Annotated in this window: 17 protein-coding genes; 4 read left to right on the forward strand and 13 right to left on the reverse strand. The window is 44.8% G+C overall.

Annotation, left to right across the window (positions count from 1 at the left end):
- Nucleotides 1-91 precede the first annotated feature (91 nt).
- Together P5674_RS00795 and rnc are read right to left on the reverse strand one after the other, a co-directional pair.
- Entirely contained in the window at nucleotides 92-1,171 is a 1,080-nt protein-coding gene (locus P5674_RS00795; protein ID WP_006617297.1) for a Gfo/Idh/MocA family protein, read from the reverse strand.
- Nucleotides 1,164-1,904 (reverse strand): ribonuclease III, encoded by a 741-nt coding sequence (rnc, locus tag P5674_RS00800; protein WP_006617296.1) that lies wholly within the window; start codon nucleotides 1,902-1,904, stop codon nucleotides 1,164-1,166. Before rnc ends, P5674_RS00795 begins: the two co-directional genes overlap by 8 nt.
- Nucleotides 1,905-2,181: 277 nt before the next feature.
- Here rnc and cysK point away from each other — a divergent pair, with 277 nt between their 5' ends.
- The gene (gene cysK, locus P5674_RS00805; RefSeq protein WP_006617295.1) at nucleotides 2,182-3,150 is read left to right on the forward strand and encodes a cysteine synthase A; all 969 of its coding nucleotides are present in this window, start codon (nucleotides 2,182-2,184) and stop codon (nucleotides 3,148-3,150) included.
- A gap of 65 nt (nucleotides 3,151-3,215) precedes the next feature.
- Here cysK and P5674_RS00810 read toward each other — a convergent pair whose 3' ends face one another.
- The 5 genes from P5674_RS00810 to P5674_RS00830 all read right to left on the reverse strand — a co-directional run bounded on the left by P5674_RS00810 (nucleotide 3,216) and on the right by P5674_RS00830 (nucleotide 7,681).
- Nucleotides 3,216-4,460 (reverse strand): hypothetical protein, encoded by a 1,245-nt coding sequence (locus P5674_RS00810; protein WP_014277502.1) that lies wholly within the window; start codon nucleotides 4,458-4,460, stop codon nucleotides 3,216-3,218.
- A 379-nt stretch (nucleotides 4,461-4,839) separates the two neighbouring features.
- Nucleotides 4,840-5,637: a tetratricopeptide repeat protein gene (locus P5674_RS00815; RefSeq protein WP_315669717.1), complete on the reverse strand. Its 798-nt coding sequence runs from the start codon at nucleotides 5,635-5,637 to the stop codon at nucleotides 4,840-4,842.
- Nucleotides 5,638-5,833: 196 nt separating this feature from the next.
- On the reverse strand, nucleotides 5,834-5,971 hold the full coding sequence (locus tag P5674_RS00820; RefSeq protein ID WP_006617292.1) for a photosystem II reaction center protein K: 138 nt from the start codon (nucleotides 5,969-5,971) through the stop codon (nucleotides 5,834-5,836).
- 102 nt (nucleotides 5,972-6,073) lie between these two features.
- Nucleotides 6,074-7,186: a tRNA guanosine(34) transglycosylase Tgt gene (gene tgt / locus P5674_RS00825; protein WP_014277499.1), complete on the reverse strand. Its 1,113-nt coding sequence runs from the start codon at nucleotides 7,184-7,186 to the stop codon at nucleotides 6,074-6,076.
- Nucleotides 7,187-7,231: 45 nt separating this feature from the next.
- On the reverse strand, nucleotides 7,232-7,681 hold the full coding sequence (locus P5674_RS00830; protein WP_006617290.1) for a hypothetical protein: 450 nt from the start codon (nucleotides 7,679-7,681) through the stop codon (nucleotides 7,232-7,234).
- A 510-nt stretch (nucleotides 7,682-8,191) separates the two neighbouring features.
- Here P5674_RS00830 and cobS point away from each other — a divergent pair.
- On the forward strand, nucleotides 8,192-8,992 hold the full coding sequence (gene cobS / locus P5674_RS00835) for an adenosylcobinamide-GDP ribazoletransferase (RefSeq protein WP_315669731.1): 801 nt from the start codon (nucleotides 8,192-8,194) through the stop codon (nucleotides 8,990-8,992).
- A 10-nt stretch (nucleotides 8,993-9,002) separates the two neighbouring features.
- Here cobS and P5674_RS00840 read toward each other — a convergent pair whose 3' ends face one another.
- Nucleotides 9,003-10,319, reverse strand: coding sequence for a hypothetical protein (locus P5674_RS00840; RefSeq protein ID WP_014277498.1), 1,317 nt, complete (start codon nucleotides 10,317-10,319; stop codon nucleotides 9,003-9,005).
- A 216-nt stretch (nucleotides 10,320-10,535) separates the two neighbouring features.
- Here P5674_RS00840 and P5674_RS00845 point away from each other — a divergent pair, with 216 nt between their 5' ends.
- Nucleotides 10,536-10,754 (forward strand): hypothetical protein, encoded by a 219-nt coding sequence (locus tag P5674_RS00845; protein ID WP_006619289.1) that lies wholly within the window; start codon nucleotides 10,536-10,538, stop codon nucleotides 10,752-10,754.
- Nucleotides 10,755-11,006: 252 nt separating this feature from the next.
- On the opposite strand, the gene P5674_RS00850 is transcribed toward P5674_RS00845, so the two are convergent.
- Together P5674_RS00850 and P5674_RS00855 are read right to left on the reverse strand one after the other, a co-directional pair.
- Nucleotides 11,007-11,972, reverse strand: coding sequence for an aldo/keto reductase (locus P5674_RS00850; RefSeq protein WP_315669718.1), 966 nt, complete (start codon nucleotides 11,970-11,972; stop codon nucleotides 11,007-11,009).
- 151 nt (nucleotides 11,973-12,123) lie between these two features.
- Complete coding sequence (locus tag P5674_RS00855) at nucleotides 12,124-13,173, reverse strand: mannose-1-phosphate guanylyltransferase (protein ID WP_006621999.1); 1,050 nt, start codon at nucleotides 13,171-13,173, stop codon at nucleotides 12,124-12,126.
- 63 nt (nucleotides 13,174-13,236) lie between these two features.
- Here P5674_RS00855 and P5674_RS00860 point away from each other — a divergent pair, with 63 nt between their 5' ends.
- Nucleotides 13,237-14,538 (forward strand): LCP family protein, encoded by a 1,302-nt coding sequence (locus P5674_RS00860; RefSeq protein ID WP_006622000.1) that lies wholly within the window; start codon nucleotides 13,237-13,239, stop codon nucleotides 14,536-14,538.
- Nucleotides 14,539-14,642: 104 nt separating this feature from the next.
- Here P5674_RS00860 and P5674_RS00865 read toward each other — a convergent pair whose 3' ends face one another.
- The 3 genes from P5674_RS00865 to ppc form a co-directional block, all read right to left on the reverse strand.
- Entirely contained in the window at nucleotides 14,643-15,146 is a 504-nt protein-coding gene (locus P5674_RS00865) for a YbjN domain-containing protein (RefSeq protein ID WP_006622001.1), read from the reverse strand.
- A 45-nt stretch (nucleotides 15,147-15,191) separates the two neighbouring features.
- Entirely contained in the window at nucleotides 15,192-15,794 is a 603-nt protein-coding gene (locus P5674_RS00870) for a hypothetical protein (RefSeq protein WP_006622002.1), read from the reverse strand.
- A 213-nt stretch (nucleotides 15,795-16,007) separates the two neighbouring features.
- Nucleotides 16,008-19,115, reverse strand: a complete 3,108-nt coding sequence (gene ppc / locus P5674_RS00875) for a phosphoenolpyruvate carboxylase (protein ID WP_006670891.1) — start codon at nucleotides 19,113-19,115, stop codon at nucleotides 16,008-16,010.
- Nucleotides 19,116-19,417 lie beyond the last annotated feature (302 nt).

Genomic DNA, 19,417 nt, shown 5'->3' on the forward strand with positions numbered 1-19,417 from the left:
GAGCCTGTAGCTTTGGTTGCACCTCAAATCGGCTAATTTATAGCTTCGATTAAATTAAGCGCCTCCCACCAGGGGGGCGCTTTTTGTTTGTTTAACTCTCTGAGGAATTATCGCCGACGGGGTGAGGGAGTCCTCCTGTTTGTATTGATTGACTTAAACCCCAGAGGATATCAACTAATTCTGCTCCGATTTTACCGGAAGAAATTGGACAGGGTTGATTGGCTTTAACACATTCAAAAAAGCGATCGCATACTTGTTTTAAAGGTTCCCCAGGTTCGACCTGTAAAACTTCCCGACTTTGACCTGCTCCTTTCCAACCACCATTGACAGGCTCTAAATAGCCGCGTTGTAGGGTTAAAGGAGACTCGGAAGATAATTCATCAAAAATTAATGTTCCTTGGCTTCCGACCACTGCTAAACGGCGCTGTTTGTCAGGATTTAACCAGCATAGATGTAGGAAAACTTGAAAGTTATCGGGGTAAGTGAGGGTAGCTAATACTAAATCAGATAAACCTGGTTTACTACCGGGAAATGCTGGGGAATTATCCTCCGTTTGCAAAAGGCGATCGCCTTGTAGCCAGACAGTTCCGGTGGCTTGTACGGCTACAGGTTTTTGACCCAACCAGGTATTAAAGATAGCAATATCATGAATCGCTAAATCCCACAGAGCATCAACATCTTGGCGGACAGGTTCTAAGTGGGTGCGGGTAGCATAGCCATAGCGTAGTTGACCTAAGACACCTTGAGCAAGGACTTGTTTACCCCGGTTAACGACTGGATGAAATAGATAGGTATGATCGACAAATAATTGTCGATTTTGCTGTTGAGCCAGTTCCCAAAGTTCCCAAGATTTAGCGGGGTTTATGGTTAAAGGTTTTTCAGCTAAGACATGATAGCCACGTTGTAGCGCGGCTGAAATTAAGTGATAATGAGTGCCGGCGGGAGTAGCGATCGCCACAGCTTGTAGTCCCGGAACTTCCAGAGCCGCCAACCCATGCTCAAACATTTGTTCGGGGTTGAGTGTAAATCGTTCTCCCACAGCTTTTAACTGTTCGGAATTACTATCAGCTACTGCTATTAACTCAAACCCAGAATGATTTTGAAAATTTCGGATCAAGTGGACACCCCAGCGTCCTGTACCGAGAACTGCTATTTTAATCGGGTCATTCATTATCTGTTTCTCCTCCATTTTTGGCTACTAATAAAAAAGCCACACGAGCCGCCGCCTGTTCAGCAGCTTTAATAGTTTTACCTGTTCCTGTACCTAATTGTTCGTCCCTCAGCCACACGGAAGCGGTAAAGCGCCCTTCATCACCAGCATAACCTGTTTCATTAACTTTATATTGGGGCAAAATTTTATAGCAACTTTGAGTCCATTCTTGGAGAGCAGCCTTATAATTTTGGCGAGCCGGATCATTAAAAATCTCAGTAGCTCGCTCTAGCAGGTGTGGATCTAACCAAGGACGAATTAACTCTAGGGTATTGGTACTGAGATATAGTGCAGCCAAAACCGCCTCAAAACAATCTGCTAAACGAGATTCTTCTCCCAGGCGATCGCGGGTAGCACTTCCTCCCACCAGCAAATATCTTCCCAAACCATAGCTCTCAGAAATTTCCGCCAGAATGCGATCGCTCACCAAAATAGATCGCACCGCCGCAAACTCTCCCACTGGTGCATTAGGATAGGTTTCAAACAGAAGCTCTGAAGCCGCTAAACGCACCACCGAATCACCCACAAATTCCAGTTGTTCATAATTATCCTGACTTGAAACACTGGGATGAGTTAGTGCCAAATCAAGCAATTGCCATGCAATCTTATGTTGAGGAGATAATCCCAACCGTTCAATTAACTTTTCTAACTGATGTTGTCGTTGTGGATGAGTAACTCGGTTAAACTTTTGCAACTTTAATTACCTCAAATTTAACTTTTATGGTATCTTTAATAGGTGGATTTAACCATGATTATAACATATGATATCGTCGATATGTTAGGTTAATTATGATTAAATTTCCGCCAAGATGTAGGCATTCAATCATGGCAAAGTCTGCCCTAAAAGTAGATTATTTTAGCATATATATTGAAAGTTTGACAATTTCTGCTGTCCTGGTCAGGTTCACGGTTGACTTTTGCCTGCCCAAATCACTATAGAATTGAGGTTAACTGTAGTTATTGAGATCACCATGCGTATTGCTCACAACATCACAGAATTGATTGGTCGTACCCCTTTGGTACAACTGAATCGAATTCCTCAAGCTGAAGGCTGTTTAGCTCAAATTGTGGTTAAACTCGAAGGGATGAACCCGACAGCCTCAGTTAAAGATCGCATTGGAGCATATATGATCGAAGTTGCGGAACTCGAAGGCTTGATCGCTCCAGGTAAGACTACCCTAGTTGAACCTACATCAGGAAATACTGGCATTGCGTTGGCTATGACGGCGGCTGCGAAAGGCTATGAGTTAATTCTAACCATGCCTGATAGCATGAGTTTAGAACGGCGTTCTATGCTCCGCGCCTATGGAGCTAAATTAGAATTAACCCCCGGTTCTAAAGGGATGAAAGGAGCCATTCAGCGCGCTTATGAACTGGTCGATGCGGTTCCCAATACCTATATGTTACAGCAGTTTAACAATTCGGCTAATCCAGAGGTTCACCGCCGCACTACGGCTGAAGAAATTTGGCACGATACGGATGGACGGGTTGATATTTTAATCGCGGGAGTGGGAACCGGTGGTACAATTACGGGGGCGGCGGATGTGCTTAAACAACGAAAACCACAATTAAAGGCGATCGCCGTTGAACCCACTAACAGTCCGGTTCTTTCTGGTGGTGAACCTGGACCCCACAAAATTCAGGGTATTGGTGCAGGATTTGTACCAGAGGTGCTGAAAGTGGAACTAATTGATGAGGTAATTACAGTTAGTGATGAGGAAGCCTTTAGCTATAGTCGCCGTCTAGCCAGGGAAGAGGGGTTACTATCTGGGATTTCCTCGGGTGCGGCTTTGTGTGCGGCGATTAAAGTGGCTCAAAGACCAGAAAATCAAGATAAGTTAATTGTGATGATTCAACCGAGTTACGGGGAACGTTACCTGAGTACGCCGTTATTCCAAGATTTATATGAGGAACAACAAACCCTGCTAATTAATAATTAATAAAAGGGCGATATTGTTCGTTGGGGAGAGGGTTGATCATGATTCCTTCTCCCTCGCCAATCTGTCTAGGAAATCTTGAGCGATCGCATAGCTGATGCTCCGAAATGAGTGCTAAAAGCAATATTCAGATTTTCCAGGGACTCAATCAGCCAAACGACTTGGGGTCGTTCAAAATTGCTATAATGGGTAAATAACACAGCAAATCGTTTTTCTAGTTCTCGTTTGGTCTGCCGACATACCAGAACAATTTTTAGCATTAAACCCATGACGTTAGTTACACCGAGGTTATTGGTGAGGTCAATTAAGACAAAATGCTGAGGTTTTTGCGGACTTTCAACTACCAAAAAATCTAATAGCCTTTTACAGGTTCCGGCAACTAGACTACTGTTGACGCTATGAGAATCATTGTGGGATAGGGTATTTTTTAGGGTTTGCTCCAGCCGCCTTTTAAAGTAACGGTTAGCATATTTACCATCCATAGAGCTAGTTAAATACTCATATAGATCCCCTTTAAAACTATGATATGAACCGGCTTTACTACTCTGTTTCAGAAATAGTCGAGAGGACTCGTTATAGGTGTATCCCCCATCTACTTGTCCGGTAAAGTGGTCAATAGCTTGGCTAAGTTGGCGATCGCTCAATAGGGTAGGATTATGGGGAGGATTTACCCCCAATTCCTGGAGGGTGGTTTTTTGTTGATAGCTAATGTATTGATACAAGTCGCGATCAAATTTCCGTCCCGCCGCCTCCTGCATTTTCCGAATTTGCTGACGTTGATCAATTTCACTATGATCGGTCAAAAAACAATGTTCGTACAGATAGGGATAACGAACAATCAAATTTTCTAGCTTGGGTTGACAATCTGGTTCGGGTTTGGTGCTATCTTGAAAAGCATTAGCGAGCCGACGTAGTGCCTGATATTGGTCAGTTTGCACAAATTTGTAGAGTAATCTACGCAAACGATGAGCGGTCCAGGAAGAGGGTAAAGTAGTCGGTTGTATGAGCAGTATATCAATCAGTTCTGGAATAGCCCACTGTAGACGGGACTGCTTCTGCCATTGGTTCACCAAAATATAGCAGCAGCGGTTAATTATAAACGGAAAGCGATCGCGGACTGATTCGGAATCAACAATTCTTTCCAAGGCTTGCCAAACTTCCGTGACTTGATATTCCTGTTCACCCAAAAACAGACCACGAAAAGAAGCAAGCATCTCCTGTGGGGACGACACCCCAACCAACTTTTGCAAGTGGTTGTACAGGAGTTGCTCGTCCAAGGTCGTCTGATGATAGTGGGTGAACCCATAATTCATCACGGTAATTTCTCTATCCTCATCAAGAATTAATTTTTACCTACCAACAAACACAGCGAACACTGACCCTTGAGACTGGCACGACCAAAACTGATCAGAACTGATAGGTCTGATCAAATCCTTAAAATATGTCCCTAAACCCAGCCCATGACGACAGGAAACCGGGAAAAATGCTATAATAGATGCGATAGTTCTTTGTTTAGTCCCCATGTCTGTCCTGTGGTACAGGAGTCAGACGGACACTAAGGTTAAGTATCTAACACCCGTCTACCCACATTCTAGGCAAAACATAACACCAAGTCTATAAAACTTTGGTAAAATTTGCCGAAAGTTTGTAAAGATTCGGTAAAGGTGTGTTGCTAGGTTCGCGCTAGGGGAATTAATTACCAAATTTTTCTAAGGTATCGATCGCCTTTTGGTATTTCTCGAAATTACCCAAATCCATATATAGGTCTGCGGACTTCTGTAGGTCAAAGATAGCGCCTTGGCGATCGCCAATTTGGTAGCGACTGATGGCTCGGTTATAATAAGGTTCTGGGTCTGATGGGTTGATCTCAATGGCTTTGTTATAGTCATCAATAGCCCTTTCACGATCGCCAATGCGATAGCGAGCATTCCCGCGCTTAAAATAGGGTGCTGGGTTTCCGGGGTTAAGGCGGATCGCTTCAGTAAAATCATTAATCCCCGTTTGATAATCTTTAAGATTTTCCGAATAAATTAATCCCCGCAGATAGAAAGCCCGATCATGAGAGGGGTCGAGCCTGATCACCTGGGTAATATCATCAATAGCCGGCCAGTATTGTTGAACTTTGACACGGGCAATGGCACGATTATAGTAGGCATCAACATATTCAGGATTAAGGCGGATAGCTTGGGTAAAATCAGCGATCGCCTCAGTCAAGTTATTGCCACTCTTAAACCTTACCACTCCCCGGTTATAGTAAGCGAGGGCATAGTTACGGTTCAAGCGAATAGCTTGGGTAAAATCAGCGATCGCCCCTTGTTTATCTCCCCGTTGGTAACGGGCGACACCGCGATCAAAAAACTCTTTAGCGGTGATTTGACTAACAACCCCTGGAGAAGACCGGGCTACCACAGACGGGGGGACTGCCTGAGTTAAAACTATAGTTGTCAATATAACAACAGACTTGCACAGGGCGATCGCATTAGTACGCATAACAACTTTATTTCTGAAATCCTGATCCAGACCACCTCAACCTAGCAACATCATGACATAAGTTAAATGAAGTGGGCGCTTAATATTCTAGCTTATGCCCATTGATGGAATTCCAAGGGGCTATCGGCACGCTAGGCTGTGGGATTTCACACACCACACACCCACTATAGGACCGATAGCCTGAGCGGGTTTGGGCTTATCGGAAACCGACAGCAGCTTGCCACACAAAAGCCAACAGCAGGAAAAAGACGGGAATAACGGGCAAAATATCAACAACCGGGCTAAAAATCGAGTAGGCTTCTGGCAGTTTTGCCAATAGCAGTGCTGCTTCCATGAATCAATTAACCTCTTACTAAAAATATGGCTTACAGAATTTTAACAAATCTTTGCGACAATTCTCATTTAAGCGATAATTTCTGAGATGATCGGGCTATGGTTAGCAATCAACTTGCAAATATTGTCCGAACTCGTCAGTCATGCGATCGCTCAAAATCGCGTCTCGGATACGGGTAGTAAACCTAATCAGTTCAGTAACATTATGAATACTCAGGAGAGTATAGGCTAAAAGTTCCTTAGCGCGTACCAGATGACTAATATAGGCGCGGCTAAAATTTTGGCAAGTGTAACAAGGACAACTGGGGTCGAGGGGGCGAAAGTCCTCTCGAAATTGGGCATTTTTCAAATTCCAGCGTTCTCCGGCCACCAAAGCCGCCCCATGACGAGCCAAACGGGTAGGAATGACACAATCAAATAAATCTATACCAGATGCGATCGCCTGTGCCATTTCCCGGTAAGTTCCTATCCCCATCAAATATCTAGGCTTATGGTCTGGCAAAATGGGGGTAGTGACACGAACCACCATTTCCATTAAATCGGTAGGTTCACCGACACTCACCCCGCCAATGGCATAACCTGGCAAATCAAATTCTACTAATTTTTTAGCTGCTGCCACCCGTAAATCTGGGTAAACTCCCCCTTGTACGATACCAAACAGGGCTGCCTCTGGTCGGTTATGAGCAGCTATGCAGCGTTCTAGCCATCTAACAGTGCGATCGGTGGCTGCGATCACATCTTCCCTAGAAGCCGGATAAGGGGGGCACTCATCAAAGGCCATAATCACATCAGCCCCCAATTGATTTTGGATCTCAATGGAGCGTTCTGGGGACAATTCAATAATTGCTCCATCGTGAGGCGATCGAAACCGCACCCCCGCTTCTGTCACCGTCCGCATTTCACTGAGACTAAAAACCTGAAAACCTCCTGAATCCGTTAATATCGGACCATTCCAGCCCATAAACTTATGTAGTCCCCCCGCCGCCGCCACAATTTTTTCCCCTGGTTGTAGGTGCAAATGATAAGTATTGGATAGCACCATCTGAGCGCCCGTATCCAGGAGTTGAGCCGGAGTCAAAGTTTTGACATTAGCCAAGGTTCCCACTGGCATAAATCGGGGAGTTTCCACGATACCATGGGGAGTGACAAAAACCCCTGCCCTCGCTTGAGTTTGAGTGCAGCGAGCCTGTATTTGAAACGAAAATGATTCGGGCATGAAGTTAAACTACAAAACTGAGAAAATCATATCAATTGATGACAATTAAAAGGGACAATCATCATCATCAATGGGGGTATCCCAGTTATTTGATAGGACTTGATCCATGACCGCATCAAAGGCGGCGGCTTGTAAATTCCTTGTCGCCTGGTCTTGTAAAGGATTAGACAGGGGAACTAATCGCAGTAATCGCCCATCTTGCACTAAGTCGAAATAGGTTTCATTATCGGAGGATTGTTTCAGTTCGAGATAATCAAAACTGTAAACATTCAAATACAAAGCATGGTTAGCAATGAGAGTAGCCTGCTGTTGATCCGCAAACACTTCCAGGATATGACCTTCGCCTTGACTTTTTACCTGGCTGTCTTGGATATGTATATAGCGAACCCTACCGAGGTCAACCAGCAACTTCTGCATATCGCGCTTGTTAACAACGATTCCGGTATCGATAATACATGGAGCAGACACCCTGCAATTTAATTGATCGTAACTCATAGAGCAAAAGCCTCTAGTTTTATAGTTTCTCCTAAACCAAAACCGCCACCTGGCACCTTTACCTAGTTAAGCCGATAGTTATAAGGTCAGTTTCACGCAGAGAGTTTAGGACAATTTAGCACCCTAGGTATGACAGATTTTTTCCCTGAACCGTTGACCGTGTAAGGCTTAACGAAGCAAGTTTTGAGAAAAACAGAGTAATTGTACTACTTAGATTGTCTCGCCACTTGCATTCTTCTCAGAAATCTACCGATAACCCGGTGGCTGAGATTATATTTCAGCTTGGGTGTGTTGGAGATCTAACTTTATACACAATTGTAGCAAAGCTAGGACTGTGAAAGTTGATCTGACCAGATTTTCTTGATATTTCTTGACTTTTGACTTTCCGTAGCCAGGAGAACTATCTGGGCGGTATTAGAGTATATGTTTAGACCCCAACAGGTTTCATCTCAATTGTGGCATAAGCTAAGAAATATTATAGAGCTATGGCAAAATTTAAGTTTAAGTTTTATGGGTTTTGAGACAGTCTGGCGATCGCTCATTAGGTATATGGAACAGCTACGAGCGGCTTTAGCTGCTGCTGTGGCTTTCTATACCTGCTTACCTATTCCTCCGTCTTGGACGTTGGAGTTTCGGGGAATTGCGAGACTCGCGCCGGTAATGGGGTTAATGATTGGGGGATTGTTAGGGCTGGCTGACATAGGTTTGCAGTTGTTGGGCTGTCCGGTATTAACGCGGGCGGCTTTGGTAGTGGTAGGTTGGATTGCCATTACCGGGGGACTGCATTTAGATGGGGCGATGGATACTGCTGATGGGTTGGCGGTGACTGACAAGAAGCGACGCTTAGAGGTGATGGCTGATAGTTTAACTGGGGCTTTTGGGGCGATCGCCGCTGTAGCTATTTTACTGCTAAAAACCGCCGCCCTAGCTGATTTAGACGGCACACGCTGGTTAATTTTGATGGGGGTGGCTGCTTGGGGACGCTGGGGACAGCTAGTGGCGATCGCTCGTTATCCTTATCTGAAAGCAGAAGGAAAGGGAGCATTTCACAAAGATTTGAGCTATTCTCCCTTGGATTTACTCCCCGGGGTTTTGCTACTTTCGGGGTTGAGTGGCTTGCAGATTTGGTTAGAACCCGATCGCTGGCTGGTAGGGGTGGGTCTACTGCTTGGGGGAAGTGCGATCGCTATTCTGACAGGAATCTGGTTAAACTACCGCCTAGGCGGGCATACCGGAGACACCTATGGGGCTGTGGTTGAGTGGACAGAAGCCCTATTATTATGTTTACTGGTAGCCCTAGAGGGAGATTAACCAAGGGGGATTATTTTTTGGGTTCTACCCAAACTTTTATCCCCTCAACTCGTAAAGATTGCCCACGAGTACCACAATATTGACCATTACTACAAACGGGAACATCTCCCTTATTTTGAATATGGGCATTATAGAAAACATCATATTTCGGGGCTTCTGGTCCAGCGAGCTTAATCGCAAAGCCTTCTATTTGGCGATTTGTGCCGGGTTCTCCCACCATTTGACCGTTGGAGGCGGTGGGACTATCACCAACTTGAGCAATATGAGCCATGTATTGTATATCCAAACCCGGAACCGGAGGATTAATCGCCATTTGGAAAGCCTCCAAGCGGCGACCTTGACCCTTAGTGCCAGCATATTCTCCGCCGCCAAAATCGCGATCGCCTAACCCCTGTAAATGCACTCTCACGCGCAACCCCACACTTCCCGGTTTAACTTCCGCTTTCCCTGTCGGCTGACCGACAATGGCAGTATTGCCAAACACAATATTTTGTCCATCAATAGTCAGAGGTTTCGGGTTAATTTCCACACTGGGAACAATAATCACATCACTGGGGGCTGTAGTGGTGGTAGGTTCTTCTAAGATGATAATATCTGGGTTAGCCGTGGGACGTTCAACTGCTGTCACATTCAATGGCGGTTGAGTGGTTGTTGACCCCCCCGACTGACTGACAATTTTTCCTCTGGAAATAGCTACCCCCAAAGATTTCCCAAAGGCATTTTCGAGAATTTCTGCCGATTTTGCCCACTGTTCATCATTGAGTTGGTCTCCCCTATTCACCAAGTTTAGGAGAATATTGAGGGGATGCTCTCCGGTGAGCAATGCTTTTACCCGTGGGTCTGATTTGAGATCTATTTGGGAAATTTGCTGTTTGAGTTGTTGCGCCTGTTTGTGGGCCTGTTGTAGGGGTGCAAAGTCTTTCTGTTCGCTGTGGGTCAGCCCGAGAATTTGCTCTAGCAAGGATAAAACCTGCTGAGGAATGGCTCCCTCATCTGTGACTGGGGTTATTTTTTGGTATAACTGCTGTAACTCTACCAGGGATCTAGCGGCTAGGGCGGTGGTTTGTCCCCGGTTTTGTAGTGTTTGTTGGAAATTGGCGAAATCACGGTTATAGTTAATCAACCCTTGCAGTAACTGATCCGTTATGGGAGTTCCTGAGTCTTTTAGGGCTTTTGCTGCTTGTTCTAATGCCTGCCCTAGTTTAGGGTAGCGATCGCCTAAACTGTTTAGATATTGTTGTAGGTCGTCTGTTGCCATCATTTCCCCTCCATTACTGATCAGATCATCCCTCGGCTCATCATAAATTATGGCGATCCAGGCAGGCAAGAGGTTGGGGAAAACTACACGCTGTACATCAACTAGGCCTACAATTGCCTAAAATTATGGATATCCGTGATCTGGCTCACCTGGTAAGCGTGGACTTAGATCATAGGCTGATCAGCCGAACATCACAAGTGACACTATATCAGAATCACTGCCCTTATCTTGACAAACAGCGATACTAAATATAGTTTAAACCAATCACAACTCCGTAATTTCACTATGCTGTGTATTCAAGATGTAGTCCAACAAGCGATCGCCACTGGTTATTTAACCTTGGAAGCTGAAAATCAACTCCGGTACATTCTCCAAAATTCTCAATATGATGCTATTGAACTCAATGCTTTTGCTAACTTGCAAGTAGCCGCTATGAGTGGACAGGTCCGACAAGAATCTCGCGAAATTTTATCATCCCAGTCTATGGCGGCTTCTCTTAACTAGATGCAGCTTTGGCTGATTGGAAAATTCATTGACTCAAGACTGATCCGACAATTTAGTTATTGTCTATTTACCTAGGTTCAACGGTTGCCTTAATTTCCGATTGATGCTGCTATTTGATAGCTCATCTAGCCTCGTAATGAACGGATATTTTTGGCTGTGACCATCTAAGTTTTAGGTTAGTTAACTAACTGCCATTTCCTCTCTTGAAACCCTGAGAATTTCCCCTTTCCGACTGCTTTGGCGATCGCCATGTCAAAATTTCCATAAAATTGGGTATTCATTTTCCAGATGATCCGTAACTATACGCCCAATTTGGTCTATTTGGCTAACCTCTTCCTGGGAAAGTTGAATATCTATGGTTTTCACATTTTGCTCAACTTGGGCGCTATTACGAGCCCCCACAATGGCGTTAGTTTGAGGTTGAGAAATTAGCCATGCCAGTGCTAATTGTGCTATGGTACAGTGTTTGTCTGCCGCTATGGGGCGTAACTGATTAATTGCTTCTTGAACCCGGCTATAATGTTCTGGGTTTTGGATGAGTTTATTTTTGAGTCGATGATCTTCGGGATGAAATTGATGATTAACTCCGAATTTTCCCGTCAGTAGTCCCTGGGCTAGGGAAGAATAAGCGAGAATTGAGATTTTCTGTTCTACACAATAAGCCATGGTTTCCCTTTCCACATCGCGCCAAAATAGGGAATAGGGAGGCTGTATACTATCTATAGTACCATATTGGCTGGCTTCTTCTAGTTGATTTTTGGAGAAGTTGGAGACTCCAATGGCTCGAATTTTTCCCTGTTGTTTGAGCAAATTTAGGGCAGCCATTGTTTCGGAAATAGGCACAATTTCTGTATTAAATGAACCCGTTGGCCAGTGAATTTGATACAGGTCTATATAGTCGGTCTCCAGATTTTTTAAGGAGCGATCGCACGCTTCAATTACCTGGTCATATTGTAAATGGGTCGCAAATACTTTGCTGGCATAAATGAGGCGATCGCGTCTATCTGACAACGCCTCAGCTATCAGTTGTTCCGAGATACCATCACCATAGATTTCCGCAGTGTCAATGGTAGTAATTCCCAGGTCAACCGCCTGCTGCATAGCCTGGATTAAGTCGGCTTTTTCAATACCTTTCCACCAACGTTTATCAGCTTGCCAAGTCCCTAAAATAATCGGGGTGATTTCAATGTCCGATTTACCAAGTTTTCGTGTTTTCATTTTTCTCCTAGGCTGTTTTAGCTATTTTACTTGAACAATCAACCGTAATAGTACCAAAGAAAGCGATCGCCTTATAGCAATGGCTACTCAAGATTGATCCTTTGTCATCTCAAAGATAGATGCACCCTACCAGATAAGTAGCCAGCCCTCCCTATAAAAGTTCTCTCAAATCAGGATCATCCTCCAACTGAGGCAAGACCTTTTTAATATCCTGGGTGCGGTTCTTATCAACAATCAAAGTCACATTACCATCGCGAACAACCACCAAATCCTGAACCCCAATAGTAATAATCACCTCATTTTCATCACTCCCATACAGAATAGAATCTTGGGTATCGAGTCCCAAGTGACGGACTAATGCCACATTGCCATTTTGTTTCGGTAAAAGACGTTCTAAGGAATTCCAATCTCCCAGGTCATCCCAGCCAAAAGAGACTGGTAAAACACAGGCTTTCTGGGTTTTTTCCATCAGTGCATAGTCAATGCTGATTTTTTCAATGTTAGCATAAGCCTTGGCTCCTTCAGCTTCCAGGGCGGTAATCAAATCGGGGACATAGGCGCGTAATTCCTGAAGAACCACCCCAGCCCTAAATATAAAAATTCCCGCATTCCAACTAAACCGACCAGTAGCCAAAAATTGATCAGCCCTTTCTTGATCAGGTTTTTCCGTAAACTGGGCTACCTGATAAGCAGTGAAATCGCCAAAAGTGCCAATTTTTTCGCCCTGTTCAATGTAACCGTAACCTGTAGCCGGATATTGAGGTTGTAACCCCAGGGTGACAATTAGATCCTGACTGATAGCTAAATTTTCCGCTGATTTAATCGCCTCGTGGAAAATATCCGGTTTTCCAATCCAATGATCAGCCGGGAAAAAGCCAATCACGGTATCTTCCCCATAGCGACGGACAACTTCAATGACGGTCCAGGCGACGGCGGGGGCGGTATCTCGTCCTTGGGGTTCGGCTAAAATATTTGCGGGTGGGATATCGGGTAACTGTTGCTGAACTCCATTTTCTAGGAGTGCGGAGGTAATCACCCACAAACCCGGACCACCTTTACTCAAGGGTAGCAAGCGTTCTGCTGTGCTTTGTAATAAACTTTGACCAGTACCGTCTAAACTGAGAAATTGTTTGGGTCGGATACGACGACTCAGAGGCCAGAACCTCTCACCTTTACCACCTGCGAGAATAACGGGTATCATGCGATTTAAAGTTTTGAGCTTCAGTTGACTTCATGTTCAAGATTAAAGGATATTGGCGATTTTATGAGTTATCCCACCACCAACCAAAGACAACCTAAAGTCCTGCGGGTAATATTTTTGAGTTTTATTGCACTGATCATTACTAGCGCTTCGGCGACTTTGGGGGCGCTAACGGCTTTGCTGTCTCCATTGAAACCGGAACAGCCACAAAGTGCATCGATGGTTCTCAATTCATTATGGCGCGATCGCTTTCGGTTTCGTCTGTCCCGACCTGTGAATATTTTGGTCATGGGGATAGATCCCCCCCTACCACACGAGGAACAAGATGGGAAAGTTTTTGGGGGTCGCAGTGATAGCATGATCTTGGTGAATTTTAATCCGAGCGATCGCCATCTGAATTTGCTATCAATTCCCCGTGATACCGAGGTTTTTATCCCTGGTATGGGTGTGGGTAAGATTAACGAGGCTAACTATTGGGGCGGCGCTTCCTTGGCTACGGAGGTGGTAGCTGATACCCTTAATCAGGTGCAGATTAACCGCTATGTCCGAGTTAGCACTGGCGCTTTTAAGGAGTTGGTGAATTTGTTGGGGGGGGTGGAGGTGTTTGTTCCCTATCCGATGTCCTATCGGGATAATACCCAACAGTTGGAGATTGATTTATCTCCGGGATGGCAAACTATTGATGGTGATCAGGCTGATCATTTTGCTCGCTTCCGTAGTGATGCTTATGGAGATATTGGCAGGATTCAACGCCAACAGGCTTTAATGGAGGCTATTCGAGAACGTTTACAGAGTCCTGATGTATTGCCACGTATTCCTCAGATTATTCGGGTGATGTTGAAGTATGTTGATACTAATTTGGATTTTGAGGAGATGCTGACTCTGGTTAAGTTTGGGTTGAATTTGGAACCGCAACAGGTGCGAATGGTGATGTTACCTGGGCGAGACATGGGCGGATATACGAGTTATTGGGTGGTTGATGACGCGGCACGCGATCGCATTATGGCTCAATATTTTCGGGTTGATTCTACCGGGTTTGTCTTACCTGGACCATTACAGCGATCGGGTTATCAGGAATTGTCTAAACGTACTAAAATTGCCGTACAAAATGCCTCTGGAAACCCACAAGCAGCCGAAAGAGTCGCGGATTATTTGTTTAAGCAGGGCTTTAATAATGTTTATGTTGTGCCGGGGTTGCCTTATACTATGCGATCGACTCAGATTATTGTCCAGGGGGGAGATTTAGCTAGTGCTGAAATGTTGCAAGAATATATCGGTTTTGGTACGGTTAGGGCTTCTTCTACTGGTGCAATTAATTCGGATTTGACCATCCGGGTTGGTGACGATTGGCAACAAAGATTTTAAGCAGACATACCATAAATCTGCTTTTTTGTCAAGTGTTTAGTCAGGTTTATTGGGGTGGGAAAGGATAGGCAACCAGAGAAGGTTGCCCCTACTGACCCACTTAATTAATACCGTGATATGGCTTCTTCTGGTGAAATATTGCCGTAAATAATCGACATAATACCAGGGAGAAATTTATCCATTGTCGAAACATTGGTATAAATCAAATGCTTAATTAAAGCGGGAGTTAAGCGATCGCCTGCTACATCTAAACTGGTTTTGTAGCGAATTTCCCCATCATAGAAATTCATCTCGAAATTACCAATCACCATGCCATAATTAGCCCGGGTGACAAAATCCGAGATATTTTGGCGTTTATAGTCTGGTACTTTCACCGGAAAAATCGAGTAAACCGTGATTTGTTTTTCCTCTTCCCGGGCGATCGCATAGCAATCAAAACGACCATTTTTGCCCTCAATTCCCAAAGCCACGACTCGGCGATGTTCGATTTCTTTATAAACCCAACCATCCTCATTAAAGAACTCGATTAAGATATCGAACAAGGGCAGGTTAAAAAAGCGATCGTCTGTATATGTGGATGCTTGTTGATTTTGTTCAGACACGACCATTAGTGTTTAAATCTCCTCAATCAAGTAAGTTTTTGGTGAGCATTATTATGCCATCTTGTTCTCTGGTGTCAAGCCATTAGAGTCTATCCGATTTGATTTTTGGTCGAGATAAGCCATATTGCAAACCTCATAGTAAACAGGCGACCACCAACCCACCTGACTATAGGTTGATCTATTGAGTTTATCCCCGGAAATCCCCACAATTTTTTTGCGGACTCCCCGGAAACCTAGCGGATTTTTATCAATTTGTTTGCCTTCAATTTCTAGTAGGCTACCAATTTCATCTATACCCACACGACGGGAAACCCAACCCAAACAACGCTGTAGGACCTGACGAATTTCCTCCCGTTCTTTAGACTCGTATTTAACCACAATTTTTTGATCACCACTTCCCTGGCTGACGGTTAAGCGATAACAGCCTTCTGGACGATATTCAGGATACCATCCTAACTGCAATAGATAGCCGTCACCCACTGTCACCCAGTCTGTTCCGTTGAACTCAATTGGTTTAGCGGATAGCAAATTTTCATTAAAAAACTCACCATTGATAATGTAGCCATGTTCGATCACTGGGTCTACATCACCAAAAGAATTGTGCAGAATTGCCCAACCACTAGGGATATGCAAAGGTACAAGTTGTACAGACATAAATTGCGATAGCGTGAACTGTAGGGGCGGGTGCTAGATATGCCATTGGAAAAACCAGTCAACTCACGGAACCCGCCCCCGGAACGTCTGAAAAATACCCCTAATCAATAGCACGTTTTTCCTGTGGTAGCAAGGAAGTCTAAGGACACGCGCCCCTAAACTCCCCACTGGTGATAGTTGGCGACTGATAAGATGTCCCAGGTCTGGAGATGATCAGCCTGTGTTACGCATTCCGGCGGCGATACCGTTGATGGTTAATAAAGCACCGCGCAACAATTCCCCTTTGCTATATCTCGAATGAATTACGCCGGGAGTAGCAGAAGTTCCATGATGACGCAGGCGCTGGAGTAAAGACACTTGCAATAAACCGAGAGGAATAATTGTGCCATTACGCAGTCGCACTGAGCGCTGAAGTACGGGATCATTATCTAGTAACTGTTGCTGTCCGGTAATTTCCAGAACCATTTGACGGGTCAGATTAAACTCTTTGGCTATGCGCTCAAATAAATCCTCAAAGCGATCGCGATCTTTAGGATGACTCAACTCCCGCACATAGTGATGAGCCATTTCTAGGTCAACTTTAGCCAGGGTCATTTCTACCTTGGAGAGGGTAGTGCGGAAAAATGGCCATTTAATGTAAAAGTAACGGAGCAGTTTGATATTTTCCTGGGGTTCTTCTTGAATAAACTGCTCTATGGCTGTACCGACCCCATACCAAGAGGGTAGCAAAAAGCGGCTCTGAGTCCAACTAAACACCCAAGGAATGGCTCGTAAACCGGAAATATCTTTTTTCTTGTCACTTTGGCGACGAGCGGGCCGGGAGCTAATTTGCAATTGGCTAATTTCCTGAATGGGTGTTACCTGCTCAAAGAAATCAACTAGGTCCGGCTGTTCATAAATCAAAGCTCGATAACACGATCGCGATCGCACAGATAACTCTTCCATAATTTGATTCCAGGGTTCAATTTCATCAAACCCGGTATGGAGTAAACTGGCTTGAATCACGGCTGTGGCTACACTCTCCAAATTATACAGAGCCAGTTGAGACAAAGAATATTTGGAGGCGAGAACCTCTCCCTGTTCGGTAATCTTAATGCGGCCATTAATACTTTTACCGGGTTGAGCCAAAATGGCTTTGTAAGCCGGTCCGCCGCCGCGTCCCACAGAGCCACCGCGACCGTGGAAGATGCGAATACTGACATAGTAAGATTCCGCCAAGGTTTGTAGGGCTTTCTGGGCTTTGTGAATTTCCCAGTTGCTACTGAGGAACCCCGAATCTTTATTGCTGTCGGAGTAACCTAACATAATCTCCTGTAGAGAGGCGTTCATATCTTGGCTGACCTGCTGATATTTTTGGTAGCCACCCGCAAGCAGTGCGCGATATAGGGGTAACTCAAACAGGTCTTTCATTACTGAGGGGGCTTTTTTAAGATCCTCTACGGTTTCAAACAGGGGTACTACCTGCAAATTACCAATTCCTGTGGCCGGATCATACAGTCCGGCTTCCTTGGCTAACAACAGCACCTCTAGCAGGTCACTAACATCATGACTCATGCTGATAATGTAGGTTTGGCAAATTTCCTGACCAAATTCCTGCTGTAATTCTCGCATGACCCGGAAAGTGTTAATGGTTTCACAGGTTTTTTGGGAAAAGGGTAACTCGGCGGGAATTAGGGGGCGGCGGGTTTGCAATTCTGTGATTAGCCACAGGGTGCGCTCGGCTTCGGTGAGGTCATCGTAGGGCCTGGCTAGTAGTTGCAGATAGTCTACAATTTCATTTAAGGCTGTACTATGTACGGAGGATTCCTGCCGCATATCCATCCGCGCTAGATAAAAGCCGTAAATTTCTACCTGACAGATGAGGTTCTCTAAATCTCGGCATTGGATACCTGTGGCTAGTAGGTTCCGCTCGATTAGCTTTAATTCCTTCAGAAATTCCGAGCCTGAATTGTACAGACTTCCGGCGTTTTCTTTGGTGACAATGCGCTCGCGTTCCCTTTCTACTTCGTTACTGGTAGAAAGTCTCTGATTGCGATCGCGGGTATTTTGTAGGCGCTTGTGTATGTAGCATAGTTTGAGCCGATAGGGTTCTTGGCGATAGCGGATGGCTACCTGATCATAAACTTCTGGAAGTTGTACCTGATCGCGATCTAGAGATTCGAGTAATTCTGGTAAAATGTCACTCCAATGCAGAGATAGGCTCAACAGTTGACTTAGATGATCAACAGCCTGAATGTATTTGTCTATAATCATACCCCGTTGATAACAGGCTGTTTTCCAGGTGACTTCTGGGGTGACTGACGGGTTACCATCGCGATCGGCTCCCACCCAAGACCCAAATTTACAAAAATCGTAGTTGGGTGGTTTCAGGTGCGGAAAACACGGGTGTAGGGTTTGTTTAATCCTTTGGTACAGTTGGGGAATTACATCAAATAAGATTTCCTGGAAATAGTGCAAACTATATTCGACTTCATCCAAAACTGTGGGCTTAAACTGGTGCAGTTCATCAGTACGCCACCACAGCCTTATTTCTTCGGTTAGTTGTTCTTGTAGTTCACCTGTCCAAGTTTTTACTAACCCGGTGGCTTCGGGATCTTTATTGTCTACTTTGCCATAACTTTCGTCTACTGTATCTAGTTGCTGGAGAATTTTGGCGATCCTCCTCTGTTTGGTGCGGATTGTATGGCGTACAATTTCTGTGGGGTGAGCTGTGAATACTAACCTAATATCGAGTTGATTTAGTAGCCGCTGAATCACCTGGGAGGGGACGTTTAGCCTTTGCAGCATCGGAAATAGGTTATGGAATGTGGCTAAATCGCGATCATTTTGGCGTTGGCTAGTTTGATTTAATAGCTCCACTGGTGTTTCTTCGGCTGTGGAAAAGCGCTGATGACGAGTTTCAAAAATGGAGCGATTCGACTTGTCGGCGGGACTCTCTGGTGCTCCTTGTTGTTTGATCTGAGCATAGGCTAACTCTTGCTCGCGCTGCTCATAATGTTGCTCGACTATGTTGATCAGTTGAAAATACAAGGCAAATGCTCGCGCTGCTCTAATGGCTGCATTGATATCAAGCTCTTTGATAATTTGCCAGACATTGGCTTGTAAATCCGGCGATGCTTGTCCTTCTGGTGAGGTCATCGATCGCATCTGTAGAAGTAAATCTACCAATTGCTCTCCGCACTCCTGACGTAGGACACTTTCCCATAAATCTTCGACAATTTTTAGGCGATTCCTTAACAACAGTTCAGAAGCTCCTGCAGTGACGTTAGATGACACTACTGCGCTAGGGATTGGTTCTGAGGATTGGACCAGTGAACTCATAGGGCCTGTTCCGTAGTTAGCAAGAATATCTTAAACATTATACTTGCCCGGTAGACATTCGGTGAAATATCTCCCCAGAAATTTCTAAGAAACTCCCATCATCACACTATCAAATTTTCGATGATTGTATCTAATTTATCAATTAAATTAGCCCCGGTTGTGCTATAATCAGTGAGAGGCATTTTGGGGACATATTGCCAGATATATTTACCCCAGGTAATCGGCTTTCCCCCTAGGGTAAATATCCCCTCCCATCAGCCCTTATTCATCAATTCGGGCTGCTGAATTTATTACCTGTATTT

It is taken from the genome of Limnospira sp. PMC 289.06 (assembly GCF_032350395.1).
In the GTDB taxonomy this organism is placed as follows: Bacteria; Cyanobacteriota; Cyanobacteriia; order Cyanobacteriales; family Microcoleaceae; genus Limnospira; species Limnospira platensis.